This is a genomic window from Ruegeria sp. HKCCA0370, assembly GCF_013033705.1.
In the GTDB taxonomy this organism is placed as follows: Bacteria; Pseudomonadota; Alphaproteobacteria; order Rhodobacterales; family Rhodobacteraceae; genus Ruegeria.
In genome coordinates, this window is the sequence record NZ_WQEP01000016.1 from 1 (window position 1) to 24570 (window position 24570).

At 55.9% G+C, this 24570-nt stretch carries 27 protein-coding genes and 1 tRNA gene; 18 read left to right on the forward strand and 10 right to left on the reverse strand.

Going from position 1 to position 24570, the window contains the following annotated elements; all coding sequences use genetic code 11:
* Positions 1-177: 177 nt before the first annotated feature.
* Positions 178-381 carry a hypothetical protein gene (locus GOW31_RS20595; protein WP_171120730.1) on the forward strand — a complete coding sequence of 68 codons (204 nt, stop codon included), beginning with the start codon at positions 178-180 and terminating at the stop codon, positions 379-381.
* A 620-nt stretch (positions 382-1001) separates the two neighbouring features.
* A complete protein-coding gene (locus tag GOW31_RS20600) occupies positions 1002-1253 on the forward strand; it encodes a hypothetical protein (RefSeq protein WP_171172627.1) in 252 nt (83 codons plus the stop codon).
* Between the two features lie 20 nt (positions 1254-1273).
* Here the strand turns inward: GOW31_RS20600 and GOW31_RS20605 are convergent, their stop codons facing one another.
* The 3 genes from GOW31_RS20605 to GOW31_RS20615 all read right to left on the reverse strand — a co-directional run bounded on the left by GOW31_RS20605 (position 1274) and on the right by GOW31_RS20615 (position 3160).
* On the reverse strand, positions 1274-2335 hold the full coding sequence (locus GOW31_RS20605; RefSeq protein ID WP_171172628.1) for a YeeE/YedE family protein: 1062 nt from the start codon (positions 2333-2335) through the stop codon (positions 1274-1276).
* Positions 2336-2376: 41 nt separating this feature from the next.
* Positions 2377-2685 (reverse strand): metalloregulator ArsR/SmtB family transcription factor, encoded by a 309-nt coding sequence (locus GOW31_RS20610; protein ID WP_152459831.1) that lies wholly within the window; start codon positions 2683-2685, stop codon positions 2377-2379.
* A 100-nt stretch (positions 2686-2785) separates the two neighbouring features.
* Positions 2786-3160, reverse strand: a complete 375-nt coding sequence (locus GOW31_RS20615; protein WP_171172629.1) for a hypothetical protein — start codon at positions 3158-3160, stop codon at positions 2786-2788.
* A gap of 80 nt (positions 3161-3240) precedes the next feature.
* On the opposite strand from GOW31_RS20615, the gene GOW31_RS20620 reads away from it, so the two are divergent.
* The 14 genes from GOW31_RS20620 (at position 3241) to GOW31_RS20685 (ending at position 16164) form a co-directional block, all read left to right on the forward strand.
* Positions 3241-3981 (forward strand): cytochrome c biogenesis CcdA family protein, encoded by a 741-nt coding sequence (locus GOW31_RS20620; RefSeq protein ID WP_171172630.1) that lies wholly within the window; start codon positions 3241-3243, stop codon positions 3979-3981.
* 14 nt (positions 3982-3995) lie between these two features.
* Positions 3996-4574, forward strand: coding sequence for a thioredoxin family protein (locus GOW31_RS20625; RefSeq protein WP_171172631.1), 579 nt, complete (start codon positions 3996-3998; stop codon positions 4572-4574).
* 131 nt (positions 4575-4705) lie between these two features.
* Positions 4706-5182, forward strand: a complete 477-nt coding sequence (soxX, locus tag GOW31_RS20630; protein ID WP_171172632.1) for a sulfur oxidation c-type cytochrome SoxX — start codon at positions 4706-4708, stop codon at positions 5180-5182.
* A gap of 47 nt (positions 5183-5229) precedes the next feature.
* On the forward strand, positions 5230-5646 hold the full coding sequence (gene soxY / locus GOW31_RS20635; protein ID WP_171172633.1) for a thiosulfate oxidation carrier protein SoxY: 417 nt from the start codon (positions 5230-5232) through the stop codon (positions 5644-5646).
* A 36-nt stretch (positions 5647-5682) separates the two neighbouring features.
* Positions 5683-6012: a thiosulfate oxidation carrier complex protein SoxZ gene (gene soxZ / locus GOW31_RS20640; RefSeq protein ID WP_171172634.1), complete on the forward strand. Its 330-nt coding sequence runs from the start codon at positions 5683-5685 to the stop codon at positions 6010-6012.
* Positions 6013-6082: 70 nt separating this feature from the next.
* A complete protein-coding gene (gene soxA, locus GOW31_RS20645; RefSeq protein WP_171172635.1) occupies positions 6083-6928 on the forward strand; it encodes a sulfur oxidation c-type cytochrome SoxA in 846 nt (281 codons plus the stop codon).
* An 87-nt stretch (positions 6929-7015) separates the two neighbouring features.
* Positions 7016-8713, forward strand: coding sequence for a thiosulfohydrolase SoxB (gene soxB, locus GOW31_RS20650; protein ID WP_171172636.1), 1698 nt, complete (start codon positions 7016-7018; stop codon positions 8711-8713).
* A gap of 24 nt (positions 8714-8737) precedes the next feature.
* On the forward strand, positions 8738-10000 hold the full coding sequence (gene soxC, locus GOW31_RS20655; protein ID WP_171172637.1) for a sulfite dehydrogenase: 1263 nt from the start codon (positions 8738-8740) through the stop codon (positions 9998-10000).
* On the forward strand, positions 9984-11309 hold the full coding sequence (locus tag GOW31_RS20660) for a c-type cytochrome (RefSeq protein WP_171172638.1): 1326 nt from the start codon (positions 9984-9986) through the stop codon (positions 11307-11309). Before soxC ends, GOW31_RS20660 begins: the two co-directional genes overlap by 17 nt.
* A gap of 2 nt (positions 11310-11311) precedes the next feature.
* Positions 11312-12019: a c-type cytochrome gene (locus GOW31_RS20665; RefSeq protein WP_171172639.1), complete on the forward strand. Its 708-nt coding sequence runs from the start codon at positions 11312-11314 to the stop codon at positions 12017-12019.
* A gap of 24 nt (positions 12020-12043) precedes the next feature.
* Positions 12044-13306 (forward strand): NAD(P)/FAD-dependent oxidoreductase, encoded by a 1263-nt coding sequence (locus GOW31_RS20670; protein ID WP_171172640.1) that lies wholly within the window; start codon positions 12044-12046, stop codon positions 13304-13306.
* A gap of 81 nt (positions 13307-13387) precedes the next feature.
* Complete coding sequence (locus GOW31_RS20675) at positions 13388-13822, forward strand: DUF302 domain-containing protein (RefSeq protein WP_171172641.1); 435 nt, start codon at positions 13388-13390, stop codon at positions 13820-13822.
* A gap of 1 nt (position 13823) precedes the next feature.
* Positions 13824-15047 carry a 5-aminolevulinate synthase gene (gene hemA / locus GOW31_RS20680; protein WP_171172642.1) on the forward strand — a complete coding sequence of 408 codons (1224 nt, stop codon included), beginning with the start codon at positions 13824-13826 and terminating at the stop codon, positions 15045-15047.
* Positions 15048-15105: 58 nt separating this feature from the next.
* Positions 15106-16164: a YeeE/YedE family protein gene (locus tag GOW31_RS20685; RefSeq protein WP_171172643.1), complete on the forward strand. Its 1059-nt coding sequence runs from the start codon at positions 15106-15108 to the stop codon at positions 16162-16164.
* Between the two features lies 1 nt (position 16165).
* Here the strand turns inward: GOW31_RS20685 and GOW31_RS20690 are convergent, their stop codons facing one another.
* The 3 genes from GOW31_RS20690 to GOW31_RS20700 all read right to left on the reverse strand — a co-directional run bounded on the left by GOW31_RS20690 (position 16166) and on the right by GOW31_RS20700 (position 18363).
* Positions 16166-17110 carry an MBL fold metallo-hydrolase gene (locus tag GOW31_RS20690; protein WP_171172644.1) on the reverse strand — a complete coding sequence of 315 codons (945 nt, stop codon included), beginning with the start codon at positions 17108-17110 and terminating at the stop codon, positions 16166-16168.
* Entirely contained in the window at positions 17107-18033 is a 927-nt protein-coding gene (locus GOW31_RS20695) for an MBL fold metallo-hydrolase (RefSeq protein ID WP_171172645.1), read from the reverse strand. The genes GOW31_RS20690 and GOW31_RS20695 overlap by 4 nt, the downstream gene beginning before the upstream one ends.
* A 117-nt stretch (positions 18034-18150) precedes the next feature.
* The gene (locus tag GOW31_RS20700; protein ID WP_152457382.1) at positions 18151-18363 is read right to left on the reverse strand and encodes a hypothetical protein; all 213 of its coding nucleotides are present in this window, start codon (positions 18361-18363) and stop codon (positions 18151-18153) included.
* A 56-nt stretch (positions 18364-18419) separates the two neighbouring features.
* On the opposite strand from GOW31_RS20700, the gene GOW31_RS20705 reads away from it, so the two are divergent.
* Positions 18420-18505 (forward strand) — tRNA-Leu (locus tag GOW31_RS20705).
* A 350-nt stretch (positions 18506-18855) separates the two neighbouring features.
* Entirely contained in the window at positions 18856-19647 is a 792-nt protein-coding gene (locus GOW31_RS20710; RefSeq protein ID WP_171172646.1) for an inositol monophosphatase family protein, read from the forward strand.
* 3 nt (positions 19648-19650) lie between these two features.
* Here the strand turns inward: GOW31_RS20710 and GOW31_RS20715 are convergent, their stop codons facing one another.
* From GOW31_RS20715 to GOW31_RS20730, 4 genes are read right to left on the reverse strand one after another with little or no spacing between them, the layout of a single operon-like run.
* Positions 19651-20217: a histidine phosphatase family protein gene (locus GOW31_RS20715; RefSeq protein WP_171172647.1), complete on the reverse strand. Its 567-nt coding sequence runs from the start codon at positions 20215-20217 to the stop codon at positions 19651-19653.
* Positions 20218-21288 (reverse strand): ABC transporter ATP-binding protein, encoded by a 1071-nt coding sequence (locus GOW31_RS20720; RefSeq protein WP_171172648.1) that lies wholly within the window; start codon positions 21286-21288, stop codon positions 20218-20220. It lies immediately after the preceding gene.
* On the reverse strand, positions 21285-23501 hold the full coding sequence (locus GOW31_RS20725) for an iron ABC transporter permease (protein ID WP_171172649.1): 2217 nt from the start codon (positions 23499-23501) through the stop codon (positions 21285-21287). The genes GOW31_RS20720 and GOW31_RS20725 overlap by 4 nt, the downstream gene beginning before the upstream one ends.
* Positions 23502-24527, reverse strand: a complete 1026-nt coding sequence (locus GOW31_RS20730; protein WP_171172650.1) for an ABC transporter substrate-binding protein — start codon at positions 24525-24527, stop codon at positions 23502-23504.
* Positions 24528-24570: the final 43 nt, after the last annotated feature.

The following is a 24570-nucleotide window of genomic DNA, read 5'->3' on the forward strand; positions in this document are numbered from 1 at the left end:
TCGGAGCCCGTTTGCCAAGGCGCCGGTCACCCAATCAGTGGACGACTTTTGCTCCGCCCCATGGCCGGTTTTTACGCTGCCGTTGACACTCTGCATTGGGGAAAAGCCGCAATTTCTACACCTGAGATTAATTTTTGGCGTGCGATAGTTAACCGATATTCAACATGAGGATTTAGCATGAAAAAACTTGCAACCATCGACCTGCCAAGAACAAATACTAACGCCCTTGAAGTGCTAGCATGCTGCCAGGCCGCAGCCGAGAGAGCCGGAGCCGAGCAAGCCAAAATTCAGACCTTTTTGGAGGATGCCGTACAGGGTGACTTTGAGCACTTGTTGCGTGTGGTGAACACCCACTTTGAGATCTCTATCGCAGGGTCTTGATTGGAGAGGACGTGGCATGCCGCCACGAGACCATGAACCAGCAATTGAACGGCGCATTTAGTCGTCTTTTATTTCGGATGCGCAGGTAAATAATACGAGGCCTCAGACAACAGCGATGCCAGATCACTCAGTTTTACCAGTACACCAGGTGTCCTGGCGTCATCTTACCTTCCATTTGCGCACCATGTGTCTCAAGTCTGCAAGTCAGCTATGATGCGGTCGCGAACCGATTCAAAGCTGGCGCAAGTAATGGAAATAGCTACGACTCGGATTGTTAGCCAACATAATAAGGAAGCCTTGGGCATGAACTAAGGCAGGTTCTTGGCCAAGCGCCAATTCAGTCAAGCTGACGAAAGCTTTGCGAAGAAAAGCGTGTCACTGGCCAAGGCTGCAACATGTACAGCCAGACAGGGCGGAGATTTCAAAAATCGCAGACTTGGCTGGCTGTCCGGTGATTGCTTTTTTGCCTCGGTGGCCTTGTGGGATTGCAGGGTCCTTGCTGACGACCAAATCTCGTTTTCGCTGGCAGGTCTTCAATGTGTCAGAAAGCCGAAACTGCGGTTGCTGAAGTCCTTGTTGCCTTTTTTGATAGTTTATCCGAGGCAAGACCTGCCTCGTGATTGCCTGAAGGCTTGCGGCTCAAAGGCTGGGTTCTTTTGGCATTGAAGATCGTTGAAGATTCCTGTTCCGCCTTTTGCGGAGTGACGCATGCGATTGGGCTGTGCAGAATTCTCGACCGACCCTGGGACATTGCGGGTGCGAGCGCCGCAAACCATTCTTTAGATCAACCAAAAGACCGGTCATGTACCAACCAACAAAGCCTGACCACTCAAGTGGGGCTACTCGGCGCGACCGACACCTTTTTGGCATAAGGCATGGTGGTGTTAAGAACTCAGCGCTCGGTAATGAAGGACAGCCCGGACACGAGTTGTCTCAGTCCAAGCGCCGCGCCTGCAAAGATCGCGGCGAATGTCACAGGCGCGCTGTAGGCCAGAAGTGAGAAGGCAGATATGCCTTGTCCGACGCTGCAACCTACTGCGATGATCGCTCCGGGGCCCATGATCGCCGCGCCCAGCATCTGCCGTTTCAATTCGCGCGGATCTTCGCAGGCTTCCCAGCGAAAATGACCCTTTGACCAGGACCCCAAAAACGCGCCGATCAGAACGCCCGAGACTGATCCGACGGCAAAAGACAAAGTGTTTCCGGACGCTGTCATCAAATAGAATATCGTGTCACCCAAGGGTGCCGCGAAGGTATGGGTTTGCACCGGCTCACCGTCAAAACCGTGGGTTGTTACCCAGTTTGTGCCAAGCCAGCCCGAGACGATCGCCAGTCCAACCACAGATCCCCAGAACACCTGCGCTGGCGTGCGGCGGAACTGCTGGTTCGCCAAAGCGAAGACCACCAAAACGACACCGACGGCAGAACCGACGAACCACGCCGGAACAGAGGTCAACCGTTCAGCTAGAAAGCTGACGCTTTGGGGCGCGCTGATATCCATTTCCACTGGAAACAGCCAAACCCGCAGATATGCCAGGGGGCCGGACATTACGACATACGCCGAAAGGCCCATGATCAGGACGATGACGAAGGATCGAAGGTCGCCACCTCCCAGCCTTGCCAGCGCCCCATAGCCGCAGTTCCCGCTGATGGCCATTCCATAACCGAACATGAGGCCGCCCACGATCGAACCGATCGGGTTCCAGGTCTGGGCAAGGTAGCGTGTTCCTACAGGGTCAAGCCACCCGAACGCCATGGCGGCATGGCATCCAACAATCGCAACGCCAATCGCAACCGCCCACATGCGAAGTCGCCGATCATCGCCTGCGTAAAGGAAGTCTTCGATTGCACCCAGCGTGCAAAAGCGACCGATGCGTGCAGCCAGCCCCAAAGCGATGCCCCCAATCAAACCGATCAGAGCAACGGCATTTGCGTCTCCCAATGCTTCGAACATTGCCAGTCTCCTCCCAAAGCTGGCGGCGTCTTGACCGGCTTCTACGTCTCCCGGCAGAAAAGATCGTAAACGACTTCCAGAATTTGCGTCGAACGATCATCAGCCAATCTGTAATAAATTGTCTTACCCTCGCGCCGTGTTTTGACCAAGCCTTCAAAGCGCAGTCGGGATAATTGTTGGGATACGGCGGCCTGTCTCGCCGACAGCATCTCTTCCATTTGGGTGACGGACTTTTCACCCGATGACAGATAGCACAAGATCATCAGACGCCCCTCGTGGCTGATGGCCTTCAGGAAGTTTGATGCCGTCTGGGCATTCTCCATCATTCGGTCCAGATCTTCCGCACACATGTCCTTTGTGAACACCGGCAGTTTCGATGGTTTGTCCAAAAGGATCGCCTCGCTTTCTCAGCTTCACGCATTCAAAACAGTTTATGTAATTTGCCGCCGATTAGCCAGAGGTCTCAACCTGTACCCCTGCGTCACGCAGCATCACGCCCAACAACCCCCAGAAAAAGTCTTCGCCGGGGTAGCCTTCGATCCGGCCGACTTCGTGGCCGTTGTCCAGCAAAACAAAGGTCGGAGTGTAGTAGAGAGGTCGTTTTAGGGTGATCCCATCCGGCAGGGTTTCATGGATGTCGACACGCCGAAGCGGGGCGGCATTTCCTTCCTGTGTTTTCGGGTAGATTCCCGAGATTTCGGAATCCCATCGGGCACACCACATGCACCCATCTTCTTCGGCCATCAGAAGCGCCATTTCCGCCCGTAAAGCCAGAGGCGAAATAAGCAACGTGACCGCAAGCACAAGCAGGAAAAGGTGGCGCATCTCAAGCTCCGATTGACCGCAGCGTCATATCTTTATTACTTTGAATGTATGAATGATAGCGTGCCAGGACGGGTTTGACCATGCTCGACATTACATTTGCAGGGGCTTTGGTCGCAGGGCTGTTGTCATTTCTGTCCCCGTGCATCCTGCCGATTGTCCCGTTTTACCTCAGTTACCTGGCGGGTGTCGGGATGGAGCAGATTTCTGCCAGTTCAGTCATTTCCGGCAACGTTCGCCGCAGGGCAACGCTTTCTGCAATCGCTTTTGCAGCAGGGATCATAACGATATTTATGGCCCTTGGGGCCACGGCTTCGATATTCGGTCAAATGATCCGCGAATACTTCGATATTCTTCGTTGGATTGCCGCGGCCATCATCATAGCGATGGGCTTGCATTTCCTGGGGCTGATTCGCATCGGATTCCTGTATCGCCAGTTTCGGGCAGATGTCGGTGAAACATCAAACCTGAGCCTGATTGGTGCGTATGTTCTGGGACTGGCATTTGCTTTTGGCTGGACGCCTTGTGTCGGGCCCGTGCTTGCTGCAATCCTGTTTACGGCGGCCGGAACCGAGACGGCTTGGCGCGGTGCGATGCTTCTATTCGTTTACGGGGTGGGAATGACCGCCCCCTTTGTTCTGGCGGCCTTTTTGGTGCGCCCCTTCATGCAGTGGATGGCGCGGTTCAGAAAGCATTTGCCCCTGATCGAGAAGGCCATGGGCTGTCTGTTGATTCTGTTCGGCGCTCTGATCGCAACCAACTCGATCAATCGCGTGGCTCAATGGATGCTGGACCATATGCCCTGGCTTGCGGCCATCGGATAATACGGGAGGAAAACATGAAGCGAACATTGTCAGTTTTGATGGCGTGCTTAGTGGGCGTGGCGGTTTCAGCCGCCGAGCTTGGCGACGACGGGTTGCACAAAACACTATGGATGCGCGACACGTTCAAAGACCTTCGCGAGGATCTTGAAGAGGCGTCAGATGAAGGCAAACGCCTGGTTTTGTTTATCGAGCAACAGGGCTGCATCTATTGCAAGAAAATGCACGAAGAGGTTTTCCCCCAGCCCGACCTGGCGGCGTACATCGAAGAGAACTTCTTTGTCGTCCAACTGGATCTGCACGGAAGCACCACGGCCACCGACTTTGACGGGGAAGAGAGCGAGCAAAGAGCGCTGATGCGCAATTGGGGGATTCTGTTTACGCCGACCCTTGTATTTCTGCCGGAAGAGGTTCCCGAGGACGCCACCGCCATTGATGCAGCGGTTGCAGTCATGCCGGGGGCGTTTTCGAAAGGAACAACCTTGGATCTGTTCACCTGGGTCTTTGAAAAGCGCTACGAACTTGAAAATGGTGAAGATTTTCAGCGCTACCACGCACGGCGCATTCAGGAGCGAAACAATATTTCGCAAGACTGAGGTCGGGGGATATAAATAAAAAAATTCATTGTAATGAATTTAATGTTGCGACAGGCCACCCTCGTCGACTACGGTACACAAATGCTTTGGGTCGCAAAGCGCCGTCGGCGTGTTAGCAAATGGGAGGGATCATGAAGCTGAGACTCTTAACATTGGTCTGCGCAATGACAGGGGGTGCCGCGTTTGCCGCGGATACCGACCCGAAAAACGTAACCTATGGTGAATATGGTGCCGTAGAGGTCTCGTTGACCGGCGCGGCCGGTGACGCGGCAAATGGCGCGCTGATCGTTGGCGACAAGTCAAAAGGCAATTGCGTGGCGTGCCATGCGGTCTCGGCTTTGGCCGATATTCCGTTCCATGGCGAGGTTGGCCCGGCGCTGGATGGTGCCGGTGATCGTTGGTCCGAGGCCGAGCTTCGCGGATTGGTTGCAAACGCGAAAATGACGTTCGAAGGCACGGTGATGCCGGCATTCTACAAGGATGACGGCTATATCCGCCCGGGCGACGCCTATACCGGCAAAGCCCCGACCGAGCCTCTGACGTCGATCCTGACAGCGCAGGAAATCGAAGACGTGGTCGCGTTTCTTGCAACCCTGAAAGAGGAATAGTCACGCTTGTCCAGCGTGATTTTTCGAAGATTCAAAGGAGATTGAAAATGGAACTCTCTCGCCGCGAAACTCTGGCCCTTGGGCTGGGTGCCGCGTTCCTGACAATGATGCCGTTTCGTGCAAATGCGGCCGCTGAGCATGCGATTGCCGCGTTTACCGGTGGGGCGGATGTGGCTGACGGCGGTGTTACACTGACGGCACCTGAAATCGCCGAAAACGGAAACACCGTTCCGATCGAAGTAAGCGCCCCGGGTGCGGCGTCGATTCTGATCGTTGCAGCAGGCAACCCCGAACCGGGCGTCGCAACGTTCAACTTCGGCCCGCTGGCTGCTGAACAGGCTGCTTCAACTCGTATCCGCCTTGCCGGAACGCAGGATGTCATTGCCGTGGCGAAGATGGCAGATGGCAGCTTTGCCAAGGCATCCGCGACCGTAAAAGTGACAATCGGCGGCTGCGGCGGCTGATAGCCACGCGCGCCTCGAAGAACAGGAGACTAACCAATGGCAACCGGTGTGAAACCCCGCGTCAAGGTTCCCAAGAAAGCCGCAGCTGGCGAAACCGTCACGATCAAGACATTGATCAGCCACAAGATGGAAAGCGGACAGCGCAAGGACAAAGAAGGCAACGTCATACCTCGGTCGATCATCAACCGTTTCACCTGTGAGTTTAACGGCGAAATGGTGATCGATGTGACGATGGAGCCGGCAATCTCAACCAACCCGTATTTCCAGTTTGAGGCAACCGTGCCCGAGGCAGGTGAGTTCGTGTTCACCTGGTACGATGACGACGGCTCTGTCTACGACGAGAAGAAATCGATCGAGATCGCCTGACGGCTCGACCACTAAGGCAGATCAGCGCCGGACATGACGTTTGGCGCTGGTCCACCAAGGGAGGAACGTAATGAATACAAAGGCATTAACGGCGATCGCGGCAGTTCTGGTTTTCCCAGTGTCAGCAATGGCCGGACCTGACGAAGACAATCTTGTGATCAATGACGAGCTGGACATGACCTCGGTCACCGAAGCGCCGGCGCATCTGGAAAACCTGGACACGATCTATTCCGGTTGGCATTTCCGTACGGATGAAACCCAGGCCCTTCAGATTGATGATTTCGACAATCCGGCGATGATCTTCGTCGATCAGGCTGCCGACCTTTTTGAGACAGTCGATGGGGCTGCCGGCAAAAGCTGTGCCTCGTGCCACGACGGGGTGGAAAGCTTCAAGGGATTGCAGGCTTCCATGCCGAAGGTTGATGCCGAAACCGGCAAGCTGGTGGTCATGGAAGATCTGATCAACGCGTGCCGGACCGAGCACATGGAGGCCGATGCCTGGAAATGGTCCGGCGGCGATATGCAGGGCATGGTCGCTTTGATCGGACTACAGTCACGCGGGATGCCCATGAACGTTGCCATCGACGGTGATGCCGCCCCGTATTGGGAACAGGGCAAGGAAATGTACTATACTCGCTATGGCCAGTTGGAGCTGAGCTGTGCCAACTGTCATGAAGACAATTGGGGCAACATGATCCGGGCAGATCACCTGAGCCAGGGAATGATCAACGGGTTCCCGACGTATCGCTTGAAACAGGCCAAGCTGATTTCGCGACACAATCGTTTCCGCGGTTGTATTCGTGATACGCGGGCGGAAACCTTTGCCGAAGGTTCAGACGAATTCCGTGCGCTGGAGCTTTATGTTGCCTCGCGTGGCAACGGGCTTTCAGTCGAAACCCCGGCTGTGCGCCAATAACGAACGACCCGCGCGGGCGATGTCTGGCGCGGGTTTTTCAAGAATGCAACATTCACACATTTATATGTGTAACAGGAAAGCCGAAAGATGATTTCTCGACGTGACTTCTTGCAGGTTTCAATGGCGGCATCGGCTCTGTACGGAGCATCCGGGTTTGGCAATTGGGCCAGGCTTTGCGCGCAGCAAAGTCTGACGCAGGATCAGCTGCTGGAGTTTGAGACCTTTGGCAATATCAGCCTGATCCATGTCACTGACATCCACGCGCAACTCAAACCGATTTACTTCCGTGAACCCGAGATAAACCTGGGTATCGGCGAGGCGAAAGGGCAGATGCCGCACGTCACGGGGGCCGCGTTCCGCAAGGCCTATGGGATCGAGGATGGCAGCCCGTCCGCCTATGCGCTGACATACGACGACTTTGCGGCCCTGGCAAAGACCTACGGTCGGGTCGGTGGTTTGGACCGGGTCTCGACGGTGATCAATGCCATCCGTGCGGACCGGCCCGATGCCCTGCTTTTGGATGGCGGCGATACCTGGCACGGGTCTTACACCTGTTTTCAAACGGCCGGTCAGGACATGGTCAATGTCATGAACGCGCTGAAACCTGATGCAATGACCTTTCATTGGGAGTTCACGCTGGGCAGCGACAGAGTCAACGAAATCGTCGAAGGGCTGCCCTTTGCCGCTTTGGGTCAGAACATTTTTGATGCCGAATGGGATGAACCTGCGGAATTGTTCAAGCCCTACAAGTTCTTTGACCGAGGCGGTGCAAAGGTTGCCGTGATCGGGCAGGCGTTCCCTTACATGCCAATTGCGAACCCGGGTTGGATGTTCCCTGAATACTCTTTCGGCATTCGGGATGAGAACATGCAGGCAATGGTTGATGAGGTTCGCGGTGCCGGTGCCGATGTCGTCGTCGTCCTCAGCCATAACGGCTTTGACGTAGATAAAAAAATGGCAGGCCGGGTGCAGGGGATCGACGTGATCCTCAGCGGCCACACTCATGACGCGCTGCCCGAGCCGGTTCTGGTGGGCAAAACACACATCATCGCGTCAGGCTCGAACGGCAAATTCGTCAGCCGCGTGGACCTGGATGTACGGGATGGGCAGTTGATGGGGTTGAAGCACAAGCTGATCCCGATTTTCTCTGATGTTATCGCTCCGGATCCTGCGATTACCGCTCTGATAGATGAGCAGCGCGCGCCGTATGAGGCCACGCTCAGCGAAGTGATCGGTAAAACGGACTCGTTGCTCTATCGTCGCGGCAATTTCAACGGCACTTGGGATGATCTGATCTGCGACGCCCTGCTCAAAGAACGTGAGGCAGACATTGCCATGTCGCCTGGCGTTCGATGGGGCCCGTCGATCCTGCCGGGGCAGGAGATCACGCGCGAGGACATCTGGAACGTCACCTCGATGTCTTACCCGAATGCCTATCGCACGGAAATGACGGGTGAATTCATCCATGTGATCCTCGAGGATGTTGGCGACAACCTGTTCAACCCTGATCCTTACTACCAGCAGGGCGGCGACATGGTCCGTGTCGGTGGGTTGGGTTACCGCATCGACGTGACCAAGCCGCAAGGGCAGCGGATCACTGAAATGACCCTGCTCAAGACAGGTGAAGCGATTGATCCGTCGAAAACCTACGTTGTGGCGGGTTGGGCCAGTGTCAACGAGGGTACCGAGGGCCCGCCGATCTGGGATGTCGTCGAAAACCACATTCGCAATCTAGGCACTGTAACGGTGCAAGAAAACACCAGTGTCGATGTCGTCGGCGCTTAAGAAACAGATGGAGACCTAAGAGATATGGATGACGCGTTCAAACCGTCGCGCCGGGCCTTCCTGAAAGGCAGTGCCGCGGTCGCCGCGGGGTCAGTTGCAGGTGCGGCAGTGGCAGAAACGCCCGACCCCCTGATAACAGAGCTTCAGGATTGGGCATCGTACACGGGTGCAGGCGTTGACGAGACACCTTATGGCATGCCGATCAGCTATGAATCCCATGTCGTGCGCCGCAATGTGGAATGGCTGACCGCCTCTCCGATTTCGTCGATCAACTTCACGCCGATCCATGCGCTCGAAGGGACGATAACGCCGCAGGGCTGCGCCTTTGAACGTCATCACTCTGGCGCGATTGAACTGCGCAAGGAAGACTATCGGCTGATGATCAACGGGCTGGTCGATCGCCCGCTGGTCTTTACGTATGACGACATCGAGCGGTTCCCGCGCGAAAACCACGTGTATTTCTGCGAATGCGCGGCGAATACCGGGATGGAGTGGGCAGGCGCGCAGCTCAACGGCGTTCAATTCACCCATGGTATGATCCACAACATGGAATATACCGGTGTCCCGCTGCGCACGCTGTTGCAGGAGGCCGGTGCCGATATCTCGCCCGACAAATGGGTCTATGTCGAGGGCGCGGACGCGTCGTCCAACGGCCGCTCCATTCCGATGGAAAAAGCGCTGGATGACGTTCTGGTGGCCTTCAAGGCAAATGGCGAAGCCCTGCGGATGGAGCATGGCTATCCTGTGCGCCTGGTCGTGCCAGGCTGGGAAGGCAACATGTGGGTCAAATGGCTGCGCCGGATCGAGGTTGTCGACAGGGCGGTGGAAAGCCGCGAAGAAACTTCGAAATACACCGATGTCTATGCCGACGGCACAGCCCAGAAATGGACCTGGGTGATGGATGCGAAATCCGTCATAACCTCGCCCAGCCCGCAAATGCCGATCAAACATGGGCCCGGGCCGCTGGTGATTTCAGGGCTTGCATGGTCAGGCCACGGACAGATTACCCGTGTTGATGTATCCAAGGACGGTGGCATCACGTGGGAATCGGCACGCCTTGGCAAGCAGGGCGACACCAAGGCTTTGACACGTTTCTATCTCGACACGAATTGGGACGGGGCGCCCATGCTCCTACAGGCCCGAGCAATGGATGAGACCGGCTATGTACAGCCAACCAAAGACCAGCTGCGCGAAAAGCGCGGCGAAAACTCGGTCTATCACAACAACTGTATCCAGACGTGGTACGTAAGCGCAGAAGGGATCGCCGAGAATGTCGAAGTCTCTTAGTCATGTTTTCCTGCCCGTATTCGGCGGCACAGCGTTGGTGCTTGCGGGGGCGTTGGTTTTCGCCAACCGAAACTTCGGCCAATCGAAGATCGAAACTTTGGAAACCCGGATTGGCCAGGTTGAGGCCCACGCAGCAGCCGCACAGGAAAAAGCGAAGTCAGAAGCCGAACGAGCAGCCCAGCTTGAGCTCAAAGTTCAGGAAATTCAGGCTGCTGCCGCGGAACGGGTTGCGAATGGCGCGAACCTGACCGCACCCGCGCCCAGCCGCGAGGGTACCTATGGGCTTGGACGGCCTGCGCTGGAGGAAGAGATCGCGGCCTGGGACGTTGACGTTCTGCCGGACGGGCGGGGCTTGCCTGTCGGATCGGGCGACGTTTGGACCGGGGAAGAGGTTTTTGCCGACCGCTGCGCGTCCTGTCACGGAGAATTCGCGGAAGGTGTGGACAACTGGCCTGTTCTTGCCGGTGGGTTCGACACGCTTGCAAACGAAGATCCCGTGAAGACCGTCGGGTCCTACTGGCCGCATTTGTCTACTGCCTGGGACTACATTTCCCGATCCATGCCATTTGGCGAGGCGGGCACTTTGACCGCGGATGAGACCTATGCGATTGTTGCCTACATCCTGTATTCAAGTGATTTGGTGGATGACGATTTCGAACTGAGCAACGAAAACTTCGCCGAATTCGAGATGTACAACAAAGACGGTTTCGTCGTCGATACACGACCCGAGACCGAGTACACTGAATGGCGCAAAGAGCCTTGTATGGAAAACTGCAAGGCAGAGGCCGCTGTCACGATGCGTTCCGTTTTTCTGGTCGAAACGCCGCCCGAAGGTGGGTCGAACTCGGTTATGAATGATGCCACCGTGGACGGGTTGCCGACATTCACTGCGGACGGCCCGTCGTTCATTCCGGCAGCGGCACCCAAGCCCGAGCAAGAAGCCGCTGCGGAACCAACCGTTCAAGAGGCCGAAAAGACTGACGAGGCAACGGAACTGGTTGCCGCCGGAGCAAAAGTCTTCAAGAAGTGCAAAGCCTGCCATCAGGTGGGTGAAGGTGCAAAGCACAGTACCGGGCCGGCATTGAACGGGATTGTCGGGTCCAATGCAGGATCGGTCGAGGGGTTCAAATACTCCAAGGCGATGAAAGCCGCAGCCGAGGCCGGCCTTGTTTGGACGGATGAGGAAATGGCGGCCTTCCTGACGAAACCCAAGGATTACATGAAGGGCACGCGAATGTCTTTTGCGGGGCTCAGGAAGCCGGATGACATTGAGGCCGTGATTGTCTACCTTAAATCGTTCGGAAGCTGATCATGCGGTGGTCGAACATATTGTCGTGCGCAGCGGTTCTGGCGGCTTTCGCCTCATCGACCTACGCAACCGAAAACCTGGGTGATGCCGAGGCCGGGAAAACAGTGTTCGCCAAATGCAAAGGCTGCCATCAGGTTGGCGAAGGCGCTGAAAACAAAATCGGCCCGCATCTGAATGGTGTCTTTGGGCGCAAGGCCGCGGGTCTCGATGGTTTCAATTATTCCAAGAGCCTTGTGCGCGCGGGAAATTCGGGTTTGGAATGGCACGCTGACACCTTGTCGGCCTATATCGAAAACCCACGTGCATTTGCGTCGGGCACAAGGATGAGCTTTCGCGGCCTGAAAGACCCGGAAGACCGTGCCAACGTGATTGCCTATTTGCGGGCGTTTTCAGACAATCCCCGTGATATTCCCGAAGCGGACCCAACCGCGAAAGGTACGGATCATTCCGTCGATCCAGCGATCCTGGCGATTCAGGGGGATCCCGAATACGGCGCATATCTCAGCAGCGAATGCACGACGTGCCATCAGATCGAGGGAAGTGACGAGGGTATCCCGTCGATCGTGTATTGGCCCGACGAGGATTTTGTCGTCGCCATGCACGCATACAAGGACAAAAAGCGGCCACACCCGGTTATGCAAATGATCGCCGGAAGGCTGAGCAATGACGAGATTGCGGCGTTGGCCGCATATTTCAATAACCCAGAGTAATTGTGCCTAAGGGGAGGAAACGCGATGACACTCAATAGACGTACATTTCTAGGAGCCGCCGGGGTGGCGGCAGCCGGATTATCTGCACCGATGGTTCTGGCTCAGGGCAGGCCCCGGGTCGTTGTTGTCGGCGGCGGTGCAGGCGGCGCTACGGCTGCCCGTTATATTGCGAAGGACAGCAAAGGTGAGATCGACGTGACGCTGATCGAGCCGTCGCGGACTTACTACACCTGCTTCTTCTCGAACCTGTATCTTGGAGGGTTCCAGGAACTTTCGGATATCGCGCACAGCTATGGAACGCTTGCTGCCGACTATGGAATAAACGTGGTCCACGATTGGGCCATCGGTGTTGACCGCGATGCCAAGACTGTATCCTTGGCCGGGGGTGGCTCGGTCCCGTATGACAAGCTGATCCTCAGCCCGGGTATCGATTTTGTCGACGGGGCTGTTGAAGGCTGGGACGTCTCGGCGCAAAACAAGATGCCGCATGCGTACAAGGCCGGCTCGCAGACAGAGCTTCTGAAAGCTCAGATCATGGCGATGCCCGAAGGCGGTACCTTTGCGATGGTTGCACCACCAAACCCGTACCGCTGCCCGCCCGGACCCTATGAGCGGGTCTCGATGGTTGCGCATGTTCTGAAAGCAAACAATCCCACTGCGAAAATCATCGTGGCGGATCCGAAGCCGAAGTTTTCGAAGATGGCATTGTTCCAGGAAGGCTGGGCAAACCATTACGAAGGCATGGTCGACTGGATCGGTGAAGACTTCGGTGGTGGAAATGTCTCGGTAAACCCGGACGCGATGACGGTGACCATCGACGGAGAAGAGACCAAAGTCGACGTCTGCAACGTGATCCCGGCGATGAAAGCCGGACGCATTGCCGAAATGGCCGGAGTGACCGAAGGCAACTGGGCGCCGGTGAACGCCGCGGACATGTCCTCCAAGGCGGATCCGGACATCTATGTCCTGGGCGATGCCAGCCAGCAGGGTGACATGCCGAAATCGGGTTTCTCGGCCAACAGTCAGGCGAAAGTGTGCGCGAATGCCGTGCGGGGCGCGTTGACCGGATCCAAGGTGTTCCCGGCCAAGTTCTCCAACACCTGCTGGTCGCTGATCGACACGGATGATGGCGTGAAGGTTGGCGCAACCTACGAGGCGACGCCGGAAAAAATCGCCAAGGTGGACGGCTTCATCAGCCAGACCGGCGAAGATGCCGATCTGAGAAAAGCAACGTATGAAGAGTCGCTGGGTTGGTATGCCGGTATCACCTCGGACATGTTTGGATAGAAGTTCTCGGGGGTTTTGACACGGGTCAAAGCCCCCGAAGCTCAATCTGAGAAACTGCGGCTCAGGAGGAGGATCAAGATCATGAAACACTTAATCATCACGGCCGCGTTTTTTGCGGTCTCTGCCAGTCAAGGGCTTGCCGAGGATATCATCACGACCCCCTTTGACGGAAGTTTTGATGATGCCACCTTCGCGGTCGAATCCGCCATTGTCGGGCAGGGGTTGGTCATCGACTATGTGAGCCACGTTGGCGAAATGTTGAACCGAACGGGCGCTGATGTCGGCAGCGACAAACAGATATTCGCGGCGGCGGACATCTTTATTTTTTGCTCGGCAAAGATTTCGCGAGAGGTGATGGAAGCTGATCCGATGAATATCGGATATTGCCCATACGGGATTTTCGTGGCCGAGGACGATGACGGGGTGAAGGTCGGATACCGAAGCTATCCGGACGGCCCAATGCAAAAGGTCCAGACCCTGTTGTCCGCAATCGTTGAAGAGGCTGTTGGGGATTGAAATGAACTACCGGCAGTATTTTCGAGATCAACTAGATCAACTGAAACAGGAAGGAAACTACCGGGTCTTTGCAGACCTCGAACGTCAGTGCGGCGCGTTTCCTAAGGCGCGCAGTTACGCAGGGGGTGGTCCCGAAAAAGTCACTGTCTGGTGCTCGAACGACTATCTTGGAATGGGACAGCATCCCAAGGTTCTTGCGGCCATGCACGAGGCGATCGACAAATGCGGTGCAGGTGCCGGTGGGACGCGGAATATCTCGGGGACCACGCACGAACATGTGCTGTTGGAGCAGGAGCTTGCGAACCTTCACGGCAAGGACGCAGCATTGCTATTCACGTCCGGCTACGTATCCAATTGGGCTACGTTGGGAACCTTGGCGTCCCGCATCCCCGGCATCACGGTACTGTCCGACGAATTGAACCATGCCTCGATGATCGAGGGGATTCGTCACAGCCGTTGTCAAAAGCGGATCTGGAAGCACAACGATCTTGAGGACCTTGAAAGACATCTTGCGGACCTGCCTGCAAATGCGCCCAAGCTGATCGCGTTTGAAAGCGTCTATTCCATGGATGGCGATATTGCACCGATTGCCGGGATCTGTGATCTGGCGGACCAATATGGCGCGATGACCTATCTGGATGAGGTTCACGCGGTCGGGCTGTACGGTCCGCGCGGCGGTGGCATCGCCGAGCGCGAGGGCCTGATGGACCGCCTGACCGTGATTGAAGGGACTTTGGGCAAGGCGTTCGGCGTGGTCGGCGGGTACATCGCGGCGTCGAAGGAGCTTGTCGACTTTGTCCGATCCTTTGCCAGCGGGTTTATTTTCACCACTGCTTTGCCTCCGGCCGTTGCAGCAGGTGCTGCGGCTTCGGTGAAGCACCTGAAGCAATGCAATGCAGAGCGGCAACAGCACAAAAAGCGCGTGCGCGAAGTCCGGGACAGGCTGGACGATCTGGGTATTCCCCATACACCCAACCCAAGCCATATCATTCCGGTCATGGTCGGCGATCCGGTCAAGTGTCGATTCATTTCGGATGTGCTGATGCGTGACTATGGGATCTACATCCAGCCCATCAACTATCCAACTGTTCCCAAAGGAACGGAACGTCTGCGGATTACGCCGTCGCCGGTGCACACCTGTGAAGACGTGGACCGGCTGGTATCTGCATTGGGCGAGTTGTGGACGCAATGTCAATTGGCGCGCAGGCCAATGGCTGCGCAATGACACTGACGAATTGACCAAAGACAAAGACACACACGCAACGAAGTGAGAGTTTCTGTCCATGGAGAGGCTCATCGATTTGCTGGGAGACCCGGGCACCCTGGCATTTGCCGGAGTGCTGGTCGGTATCTTGTTCGGCGTGACGGCTCAGAAGTCCCATTTTTGTTTGCGCGCATCGACTGTGGAAGTCGCCGAAGGTAAGTTTGGCCCCCGCTTGGCGGTTTGGCTGATCGCCTTTACCGCAGCACTGACGCTGGTACAGGCGCTTGTCTCGCTTGAATTGCTGGACCTTTCCGAGGCACGCGCGATCGCGTCAACCGGCAGCCTTAGCGGTGCGATTATTGGTGGGGCGATGTTCGGCATCGGCATGGTTCTTGCGCGAGGATGTGCATCTCGCCTGCTGGTCTTGGCCTCGTGCGGCAATTTGCGTGCACTTGTGACAGGATTGATTTTGACCCTGGTGGCTCAGGCCGCCTATACAGGCGTTCTCAGCCCGGCCCGTGAAGCGGTTTCTGGTCTTTGGACCATCTCAGGAGGCGCAGAGCGCGATCTTGCAGAAATAATGGGGTTCCCCCCATCGGTCTATTCGGCCGTTGCCGCAATTGGATTTGTCCTGTCGATCGTGTTTGCCCTTCACAGGAAAGTCGCGCCTGCAAAGATCGTGACAGCCGCCGGAGTTGGCGGGGCAGTGGCGCTTGGCTGGTTCATGACGTTTTCCATCGCGCAGGCATCTTTTGAGGTCGTCCCCGTGTCTTCGGTGACTTTTACCGGTCCGGCCACTGACACGCTGATGGCGTTGGTTGCAGAGCGAAATGTGGTGCTGTCTTTCGGTATCGGTCTTGTGCCGGGCGTGGCCATTGGCGCAGCAGGATCTGCCATCATTTCCGGCGAGTGGAGGATCGAGCGTTTTGGCTCGGACACTCCGATGGAACGGTACCTCGTCGGAGCTGTCTTCATGGGGTTCGGGGCGATGCTGGCCGGAGGTTGCGCCGTGGGCGCCGGACTTTCAGGCGGGTCCGCCCTGTCATTGACAGCCTGGCTTGCCGTTTTCTTCATGTGGGTTGGGGCGATAGGAACGCACAGGTTTTTGATGCGGCTGCCGGTATTGCAGCATTCCTGACTTACTCGAACTCCATCTGTTCGAAAACGCGCCCGGCGTTCTTGGTCGCCAGTTCCTCGAACGCGTCCAGATGGGCATAGGGGGACTGATCGACATAATAGGCTTCGGTCAGATCGCCGCCCGCATCCATATGTTCTTGAATCCTGGTTCGCAGATACAGCAGGTAATCGCGCGTATAACGGCGCACCTGATCCATATTCGTGGGATGACCGTGCCCGGGTATGACATATGTGGCATTCAAAGCCTCGAACTCGTTGTCCCAGGTTTCCAGCCAATCCGCGGTATAGGTATCCTGAAAGATCGGCAGCATGCGCTCGTGGAATGCCATGTCACCCGCGATGACAAGGCTTTGGTTCGGCAACCAGATCGAGATATCGCCGGGGCTGTGGGCCGGTCCGAGGTATTTGGCCTCGATCCGGAAGTCGCCCATCTCGATCACGTATTCATCATCGAATGTCTCTGTTGGGCCTGCCAGAAACGTGCCCTCTGCCTTGTCCTGATTGTATCGTTTCATGCCCTCCAGAATCTGAGGGCCATACTCCTCGAACTCAGCTGCTGCATCCGAATGGGCGAGGATCGGAACCCCGATTTCCGACCAGTAGGCATTGCCAAGCATCGCGTGCCCCTGACCGTTCTCGTTGAAGACAAGCGTGACCGGCTGATCCGTAATCGCCTGAATTTCCTTGTGAAGTGCCTCGGCAAGGACAAAGGCGGCACCGCCGTTGACAACGACCACGCCCTCACCGGTCACGATGAAGCTCAGGTTGTTGTTGTGACCAGAGTTTTCGTAGGTCGGCGGAGCGGTTGCGCCAATGGCGGAATAGACGCCAGGGATGAATTCGACCGGCTTGGAATACAGAACGCTTTGCGGATACTGGTCTGCAATATCCTCGCTTGCCCAAGCTGGTGTGACGAAAGCAACCGCAATCATGAGTGATCGTATCATGACGCCTCTCCAATGAATCTGTAGGCCGAACCGGTCTTTTCGACGCGGCCAATTCCACCGTTCGGCAAATGGAAGCCGATTATTCTCATTTCCTCTTCGGAAACCTGATCCAGCAGAGAGTAACGCGCAGCTGTGGCGACCTGGGGATCCTGATCCGTACCACTGTGCCAATCGGGGTGCTCAAAGGCCACGTGCGGATTTCCCAGCGCGTCGCCGACGACCATCACGGACTCATTCCCATTTCGAAGCTCAAAAGCCATGTGACCGGGCGTGTGCCCAAAGCTTGCCCGTGCCGCAATGCCCGGAAGTATCTCTTGCCCATCCTCGAAGAACGCGACCTGATCTTCAATTGCTTCCAATCGCCGTTTTGCACCGGCCGCGAACGCGGTGCGATCTTCACCTATCGTGTCCACCGTTGAGGGGTTCCACCAGTAATCCCATTCTTTGCGTCCAATGAGGTGCGTCGCATTAGGGAAAAGCAGGTCGTCGAAATCATCCAGAACACCCCAGATATGATCCGGGTGCGCGTGGGTGAAAACCACATGCGTGACACTTTCGGGCGACAAGCCAATTACTTCAAAAGTTTCCATAAGTTTGCCCGATGTGGGCATGAAGTCCGGCCCCGCTCCAGCATCGAACAGCACGGTGTTTTCATCATCTCGATAAAGCGTGACGTTGCACTCTGGCTCGTACTTGGTCGCGTCCGCTTGAGTGCGGGTCAGAAATTGCTCGACCTCCTCTTTGGGCATGGCTCCGAAAACAACATCAGGTGGCAATGACAGGTATCCGTCTGACACGGTCGTAATTCGGGCTGAAGGTCCGAGCCGCAGCTCTGCCTGCACGATCTTGGCTTGAGTTCCAAGTGCCGCAAGGCACGTGGCATTGAACAGGAAGCTGCGTCGGGACAAAGAAATTCCATTCATACGCAATCATTAAAATGAATATTATTATTTGTAAACGATGGAAGTACCTACAAAGGATCATTCCTAGACGTTGGAAAACCGGCCGGGTCTTCTTTGTGAATGGGCGAAGAACGGTTTTCAGCGGTGGTAAATGGAGACGACACCAAGGTCATGCGCAAAGTGAACGTGCAGCGCAATCCGCGCCATGATGGTTTGCCGAGGAAGAGATGATGTCGGAAAGGCGATTGTTACGTGACCTCGAAACAGGGGAGAGGCCCAGCCGCTGAACGACGGCGACGGCAGACGCAGCTTTCCACCGAAAAATCCCGGCCCATCTGCGTCAAAGCGCATTGTTCTCATCCCGCTGTGCTTGTAAGGAAATTGCACGGCCCCAGGGGCTGCGCCGTGCGGGCGTGATGGAATGGTAGACATATCAGACTTAAAATCTGAAGGGCGTATGCCCGTGTGGGTTCGAGTCCCACCGCCCGCACCAAAAAACCGTATAAGCGTTTTTGAGAAAACAAATAAAATATGGCAACTTTCGTGCCCCACATTCTGCGCCACACTTGTTGAGGTATGCTTGCCAATCAGGCGGCCTTTTCTTCCATTAGACTTTCCAGTTCAGCAACCTTCGCCAGATTGACGCCTGTGCCCTAGTGAATCATCAATTTGCGGTCTTTCTTGGTGCACAAGAACGATTGATCCGATTGAAATGGCGTGTAGACCATTCACTAGTGATCCAGGGAGGAACGCATAGGCTCTGAAACTCGATCAGTCTGGAGCCTGGTCTTCGCTTGGCCTACAGTGTTGCTGGGCAACTCTCCAACCGAAAAAGGAGCACCTATGTCCCGACTTTCAGAACGCAGAGACTTTGCCACCGAAATCTGCAAGCAGGCTGGGGTAATGGCCAAAAAGTTCTTTGCAGATCGGGTCAATCTTGTCGTTGATCAAAAAGGCGCTCAGGACTGGGTCAGCGAGGCGGACAGGAGCGTTGAGACTTTCATTCGTCAAAAGATCTCGGAGGCTTGGCCCAAAGATGGCATTTACGGTGAAGAACATGGCGCGGTAGCGGGAGAGAGTGGTTTTGACTGGGTTATTGATCCAATTGATGGAACCACGAATTTCGTGAACGGTATTCCAGCATGGACCATTGTTCTGGCTGGTGTCACCAACGGCCAAACGGAGATTGGCGTGATCCATGATCCAAACGTGGATGAAACATTTGTCGCAACGCGCGGAGAAACAGCGACACTTAACGGATCACCGATACGCGTCGCTTCAGGAGTGCCGTTGCGCGACGGAACTGTGGCCGTAGGATACTCGAACCGGATTGAAAGCCGTCATGTTTTACCCGTGATCGAGGATCTGATCGAGCACGGGGCGATGTTTCACAGAAATGCCAGCGGAGCGCTTTCGTTGGCCTACGTCGCTGCCGGACGCCTTTTGGGTTACGTCGAGGAACACATGAATGCTTGGGATTGTCTGGCTGGGCAATTGCTGGTCGCGGAAGCGGGCGGCGTTGTCGAGGATCAGAACGCCGATGCGATGATCCGAGACGGCGGACGCGTAATCGCAGGCACACCAGATGTGTTCGAGACGTTGCGTGAGATCGCAGAAAACGCTTGGAGCGCTTAACGTCTAGGTAAAAGAGACCCAACCTGATTCAGGTTTGAGCGTCGCTAGATCAGCCTGCCAGAAATGGCCTTGCGAGGGCTGGTCATACTTGCGGTCTATCGAACAATCCGAGAGTGCGCACCAAAGCAATGTGCCTACTGCCCCGTGTGTCGCGATTGCAAGATCCCCGGCATGATGCGTATGGATTATCTCTGTTACTGCGCGATGAATGCGTTTCTGCGCCTCGACAGCTGTTTCCCAACCGCGATAGCTCGTATACGGCTGAGCAAAGAAAGCATCGGCCGCTGCCTCAAAATCGTCCCGAGGCAAGTAACCGGTTGCGCTGCGGTCGTTCTCACCAAGACTCAAGTTGCAATTCACGGGTAGCGCTCGTGGTGCAGCAAGAATCTCACCTGTTTCGCGGGCCTTCCGCTCGCCACTGGTCCAGATCTGCGTCACGTTGGACAAGACTTCACTGGATGCAAATTCAGTAACGCGTTCGCGGCCCACAGCATTCAAGCCCCACTCAGTTATCGGGACGGCCGGATCGACAGAGACCTCGGGGTGCGAGATGATAATGAGTTTCGGCATTTAGTCCGGCAAAAGAACGGGGCCATTTTCAGCAAAGCCCATTTTGATTTCGGTGCCGGGATCAAGCGGCATATCGACGTCATCGTGTACAGCAAAAACCTGACCGAATTCACCGGTCAGCGTATATTCCATCCGAACGCCAACATAGGTCGCCTTGGCCACCGTGGCCGGGATGCCTTGGTCTGAGCCGATGACCAGACGTGAGGGGCGCACGGCGATGGTCGCAGCTCCTTCGGACAAACCGCGACGTGGTAGCGTGTGGCGATACCCTTCTATTTCTATCGTTGCCGCGTCGCCATTGATTTCGACGATTTGGCACTCCAAAAGGTTTGCCTCGCCTATGAAATCGGCAACAAATCGGTCGTTCGGGGCATCGTAAAGCTGGCGGGGTGTGCCCATTTGGGCGATTGCTGCGTTGCGCATGACAACAATCTCATCCGAGACCGCCAGTGCCTCCTCCTGATCGTGGGTCACGTAGACAACTGTCAAACCGAGATCTTGCTGGATTGCCCGAATATCCTCTCGTACCTGACGGCGAAGCTTGGCATCGAGGTTGGACAACGGCTCGTCGAACAGCAGAACCTGCGGCTCAAGAACCAGCGCGCGGGCGACTGCAACACGCTGTTGTTGACCCCCCGACAGTTCAGAGGGAAGACGGTTGTCGAACCCCTGAAGACCAACAAGTTCCAATCCATTCAGAGCGCGGCTGCTGGCTTCTTCCTTTGCAAAGCCCGAGAATGTGAGGCCATACATCACGTTTTCCAGCACGCTCATGTGAGGGAAAAGCGCGTATGACTGGAACACCATGGATACGTCACGGTCGGTGGCAGGCAACTTGGTCACGTCCCGATCTCCGATCAGGATCTTGCCCGAGCTTGCCATTTCCAACCCGGCAATCATGCGCAGAGTCGTTGTTTTCCCACAGCCTGACGGGCCAAGCAGTGTGACGAGCTTTCCCGACTCGACGTTCAGGTTGATGTTGTCGACGGCAACGACATCCTTGCCGAACACTTTCGACACGTTCTCAAAGCGTACCGGGGCGGCCTTGGAACCGATTTTGGTGTCGGTCATGGCGATGTCTCCGTTCCGTGCTGCGTGCGTCGGCCAATCTGGACCCGACCGACTAGAAGTTGCAATAAGCCGACCGCCGCGAGCATCACGAAGATCAGCGTCGTCGAATAGGCGATCGCAAGGCCATAGTCGTTGTTCTCGACCCGACCGATGATGTAGCTGGTCGCCATGTCATATTCTGCGCTGACCAGAAAGATGACGGCCGAGATCGCCGTCATGGCGCGCACAAAGCTGTATACAAGCGCGGCAAGTATCGCAGGGCGCAACAGCGGCAGAATGATATTTCGGAACGTCTGCCACGAGTTTGCACCAAGGGTCAGCGAGGATTCATCAAGGCTGCGGTCAAGCTGCGACATGCTCGCGATCCCCGCACGAACGCCGACCGGCATATTGCGGAAGATGAAGCTGACAACGAGAATGACACCCGTACCCGTGATTTCAATCGGCGGAACGTTGAAGGCCAGGATGTAGCTGACGCCGATCACTGTCCCGGGGATGGCGAAGGACAGCATTGTTCCAAATTCGAAAGCGTTCTTGCCTGCAAAACTTTGTCTTGTCAGCAGATAGGCGGTCACCAGGCCAACGGCGGCAGTCAATGGCGCAGCAATGGCCGCGATGGTTATGGTGGTCCAGAAACTGTCCCAAGCTGCCCCGGTCCAGCGAATACCCTCTTCTTCGAAGCGGACCGAGAATGCAGTGATATAGTGTTTGATCGTCAGCGAGTTATCGACGCCCCACAGCTCGACAACACTGCCGTAAATGATCATCGCGTAGACAACAATTGTGAACAGCGCCCAACCCAGAGCGATGAGCAGCACCGGAACAGAAAGGCCAGTGGGCATCAGTGGATGAACGCCGGCATCCCCTTTGCCAGTGACGGTTGTATAGCTTTTCTTCCCCAGCCAGACACGCTGCGCGTAAAAGGCGGAAAGAGTAAAGAACAGAAGCACCATGGCCAGAACCGCAGCCCTGCCTTGATCGTACTGAGCGCCGACGATGGCAAAGAATATCTCGGTCGAAAGCACGTCGAAATTCCCGCCCAATACAAGCGGATTTCCGAAATCGGCCATGCTTTCGATGAAGCCCAGAAGAAATGCGTTCGCAAGACCAGGCCGCATCAGGGGCAAGGAAACCGTCTTGAATGTCTGCCATCTGCTGGCGCGGAGCGTTTGCGCCGCTTCTTCCATCGACGGAGAGACACCTTCAACCACACCGATCAGAACAAGAAACGCAATTGGCGTAAACGCGAGTGTCTGCGCGATCAGGATGCCCGGCATTCCGTAAAGCCAGCGTGTCGGTTGCGTGCCGAACAGTTCGGCAACGAACCGGGTGACAGAGCCGGACAGGCCAAAAAGCAGGATCAGCGCCAGGCCGATCACGAATGGCGGGGTGATTATTGGCAGAACGGTCAGAGCCCGCAGCGCGCGCTTGTAGCGAAAGCCCGAGCGCGTCACGACAAGTGCAAAGCAAAGACCAAGAACCGTGGTGATGACGCCAACGAGGATGGCAAGGAACAGTGAATTCCAGGCTGCGCCACAACGCGCGCCCTGAAAACACCCCAGACCCCACAGTCGATCATCGAAAAACTTCGAGAAGAAGACCGCGATGGAATACGCGCCGTCTTCGGTGATGAAGGCAGCGAAAAGCATCTTCGCGATGGGAAAAAAGACAAACGCGGTGACAATTGTAATAACGCCCCCGATGGCGCTTACGACAAAGACGTCACCGTTAATGGCACCCCTTGCCGCAATCCCCTGAGTAAGCAGGAACAGAAAGCTCGAGGCGCATATCATCGCGCCATAGCCCATGCCAAACTGACGGTCGCCAAGTTCGCCAAACATCGCCTCCAGCCAATTGAAGTTGAAACCTCTGATGCCAATGCTGAACCCCTGAGCGATCAGCCAGCCAAAGCCAAGCGCCCCTGACAGGATCAGTATGCGGGCGTAAACTGGATCAGATTTGGTGCGCTTCAACACCAGAAGCGGCAGGGCGAGTGCGATCAAAAGCGGAGCGAGCCAAAGTCTTTCACCTTGCCCAATCAGAAACGCAGCGGGGGCGTAATCCTCATCGAATGGATAGCCGTCCAAAAGCCACTCGAACGACCAAAGGCCGCCGTCGACCATGTACCAAGGTAACAGGCAGAATCCGACCCACCCGGCCGTGATCCAGAAGATCAGGACGGGATGGGTCGTTTTTGAAGTCTGGTCAGTCATTTACTGCGGCAGAGTCGAAACCTCTTCGTCCCATTTCTGCAACAGACGCTTCCGTTCGTCCGAGGACCCATACTTTTTGAAGTCATAATCAATCAGCTTGATCTGATTCATGTCTGGCGCGCTCTCCGAAGTTTTTGCGTTCTTGTTCGACGGTACCTGAAACGCGTTGACCTGAAGAGCAAGATTCTGAGCTTCTGGAGACAGCGCCCAGTCATAGAACTTTTTCGCCTCTTCTTCGTTGCGCGCCCCTTCAATAATCGACATCGAGCCGATTTCGTATCCCGTGCCCTCGCATGGCGCGACGACCTTAATCGGGAATCCTGAAACGGCCTGCTTCACGGCGTCATGCATGAAGACGATACCAATGGTGTTCTCACCACGACCGGCGGCCTTGATCGGCGCAGACCCAGACTTGGTATATTGGTTGATGTTCGAATGCAGACCTTTCATGAACTCAAAGCCTTCATCCTCGCCAAAGATCTGAACCATCGACGCCAGCGTGGTATAGGCCGTACCTGATGAGTTCGGATTCGCCATCTGAACGTGGCCCTTGTATTCGGGCTTCAGCAGGTCTTTCCAACAGGCCGGTTCGGGCAGGTTGTTTGCAGCGATAAGATCGGAATTGTAGCCGTAGCCAAGTGCGCCTGAATAGATGCCGATCGTCTTGTTGCCCGCGCTTTCTGCCTGGGATATCGCCCAATCATGAAGCTGGTCGCGCATCGGCGAAGTGTATTCCATCGTCAAGCCCTCTTCGGCGGCCTGCAAATGCGGATCACCCGTACCGCCCCACCAAACGTCTCCTTTCGGATTCGAGCTTTCGGCGCGTATTTGTGCAAAGGTTTCCCCTGACGACTTCCGGGTCATGTTGACGTCGATGCCTGTCGCATCTTCAAAGCTGCGCGCCATCAGTTGGCACCAGTCTTCTTGCGCCGAACAATAAAGTGTCAGCTTGTCGGCCTGTGCCGCCGACAGTGACGCAGCCAGGGCGATCACCGATCCAACCGTGGTGGATATCAATTTCCTCATTTTCTTCCTCCCTTTGAGCTTGATGCGTCCGGGTTTCCCGGTT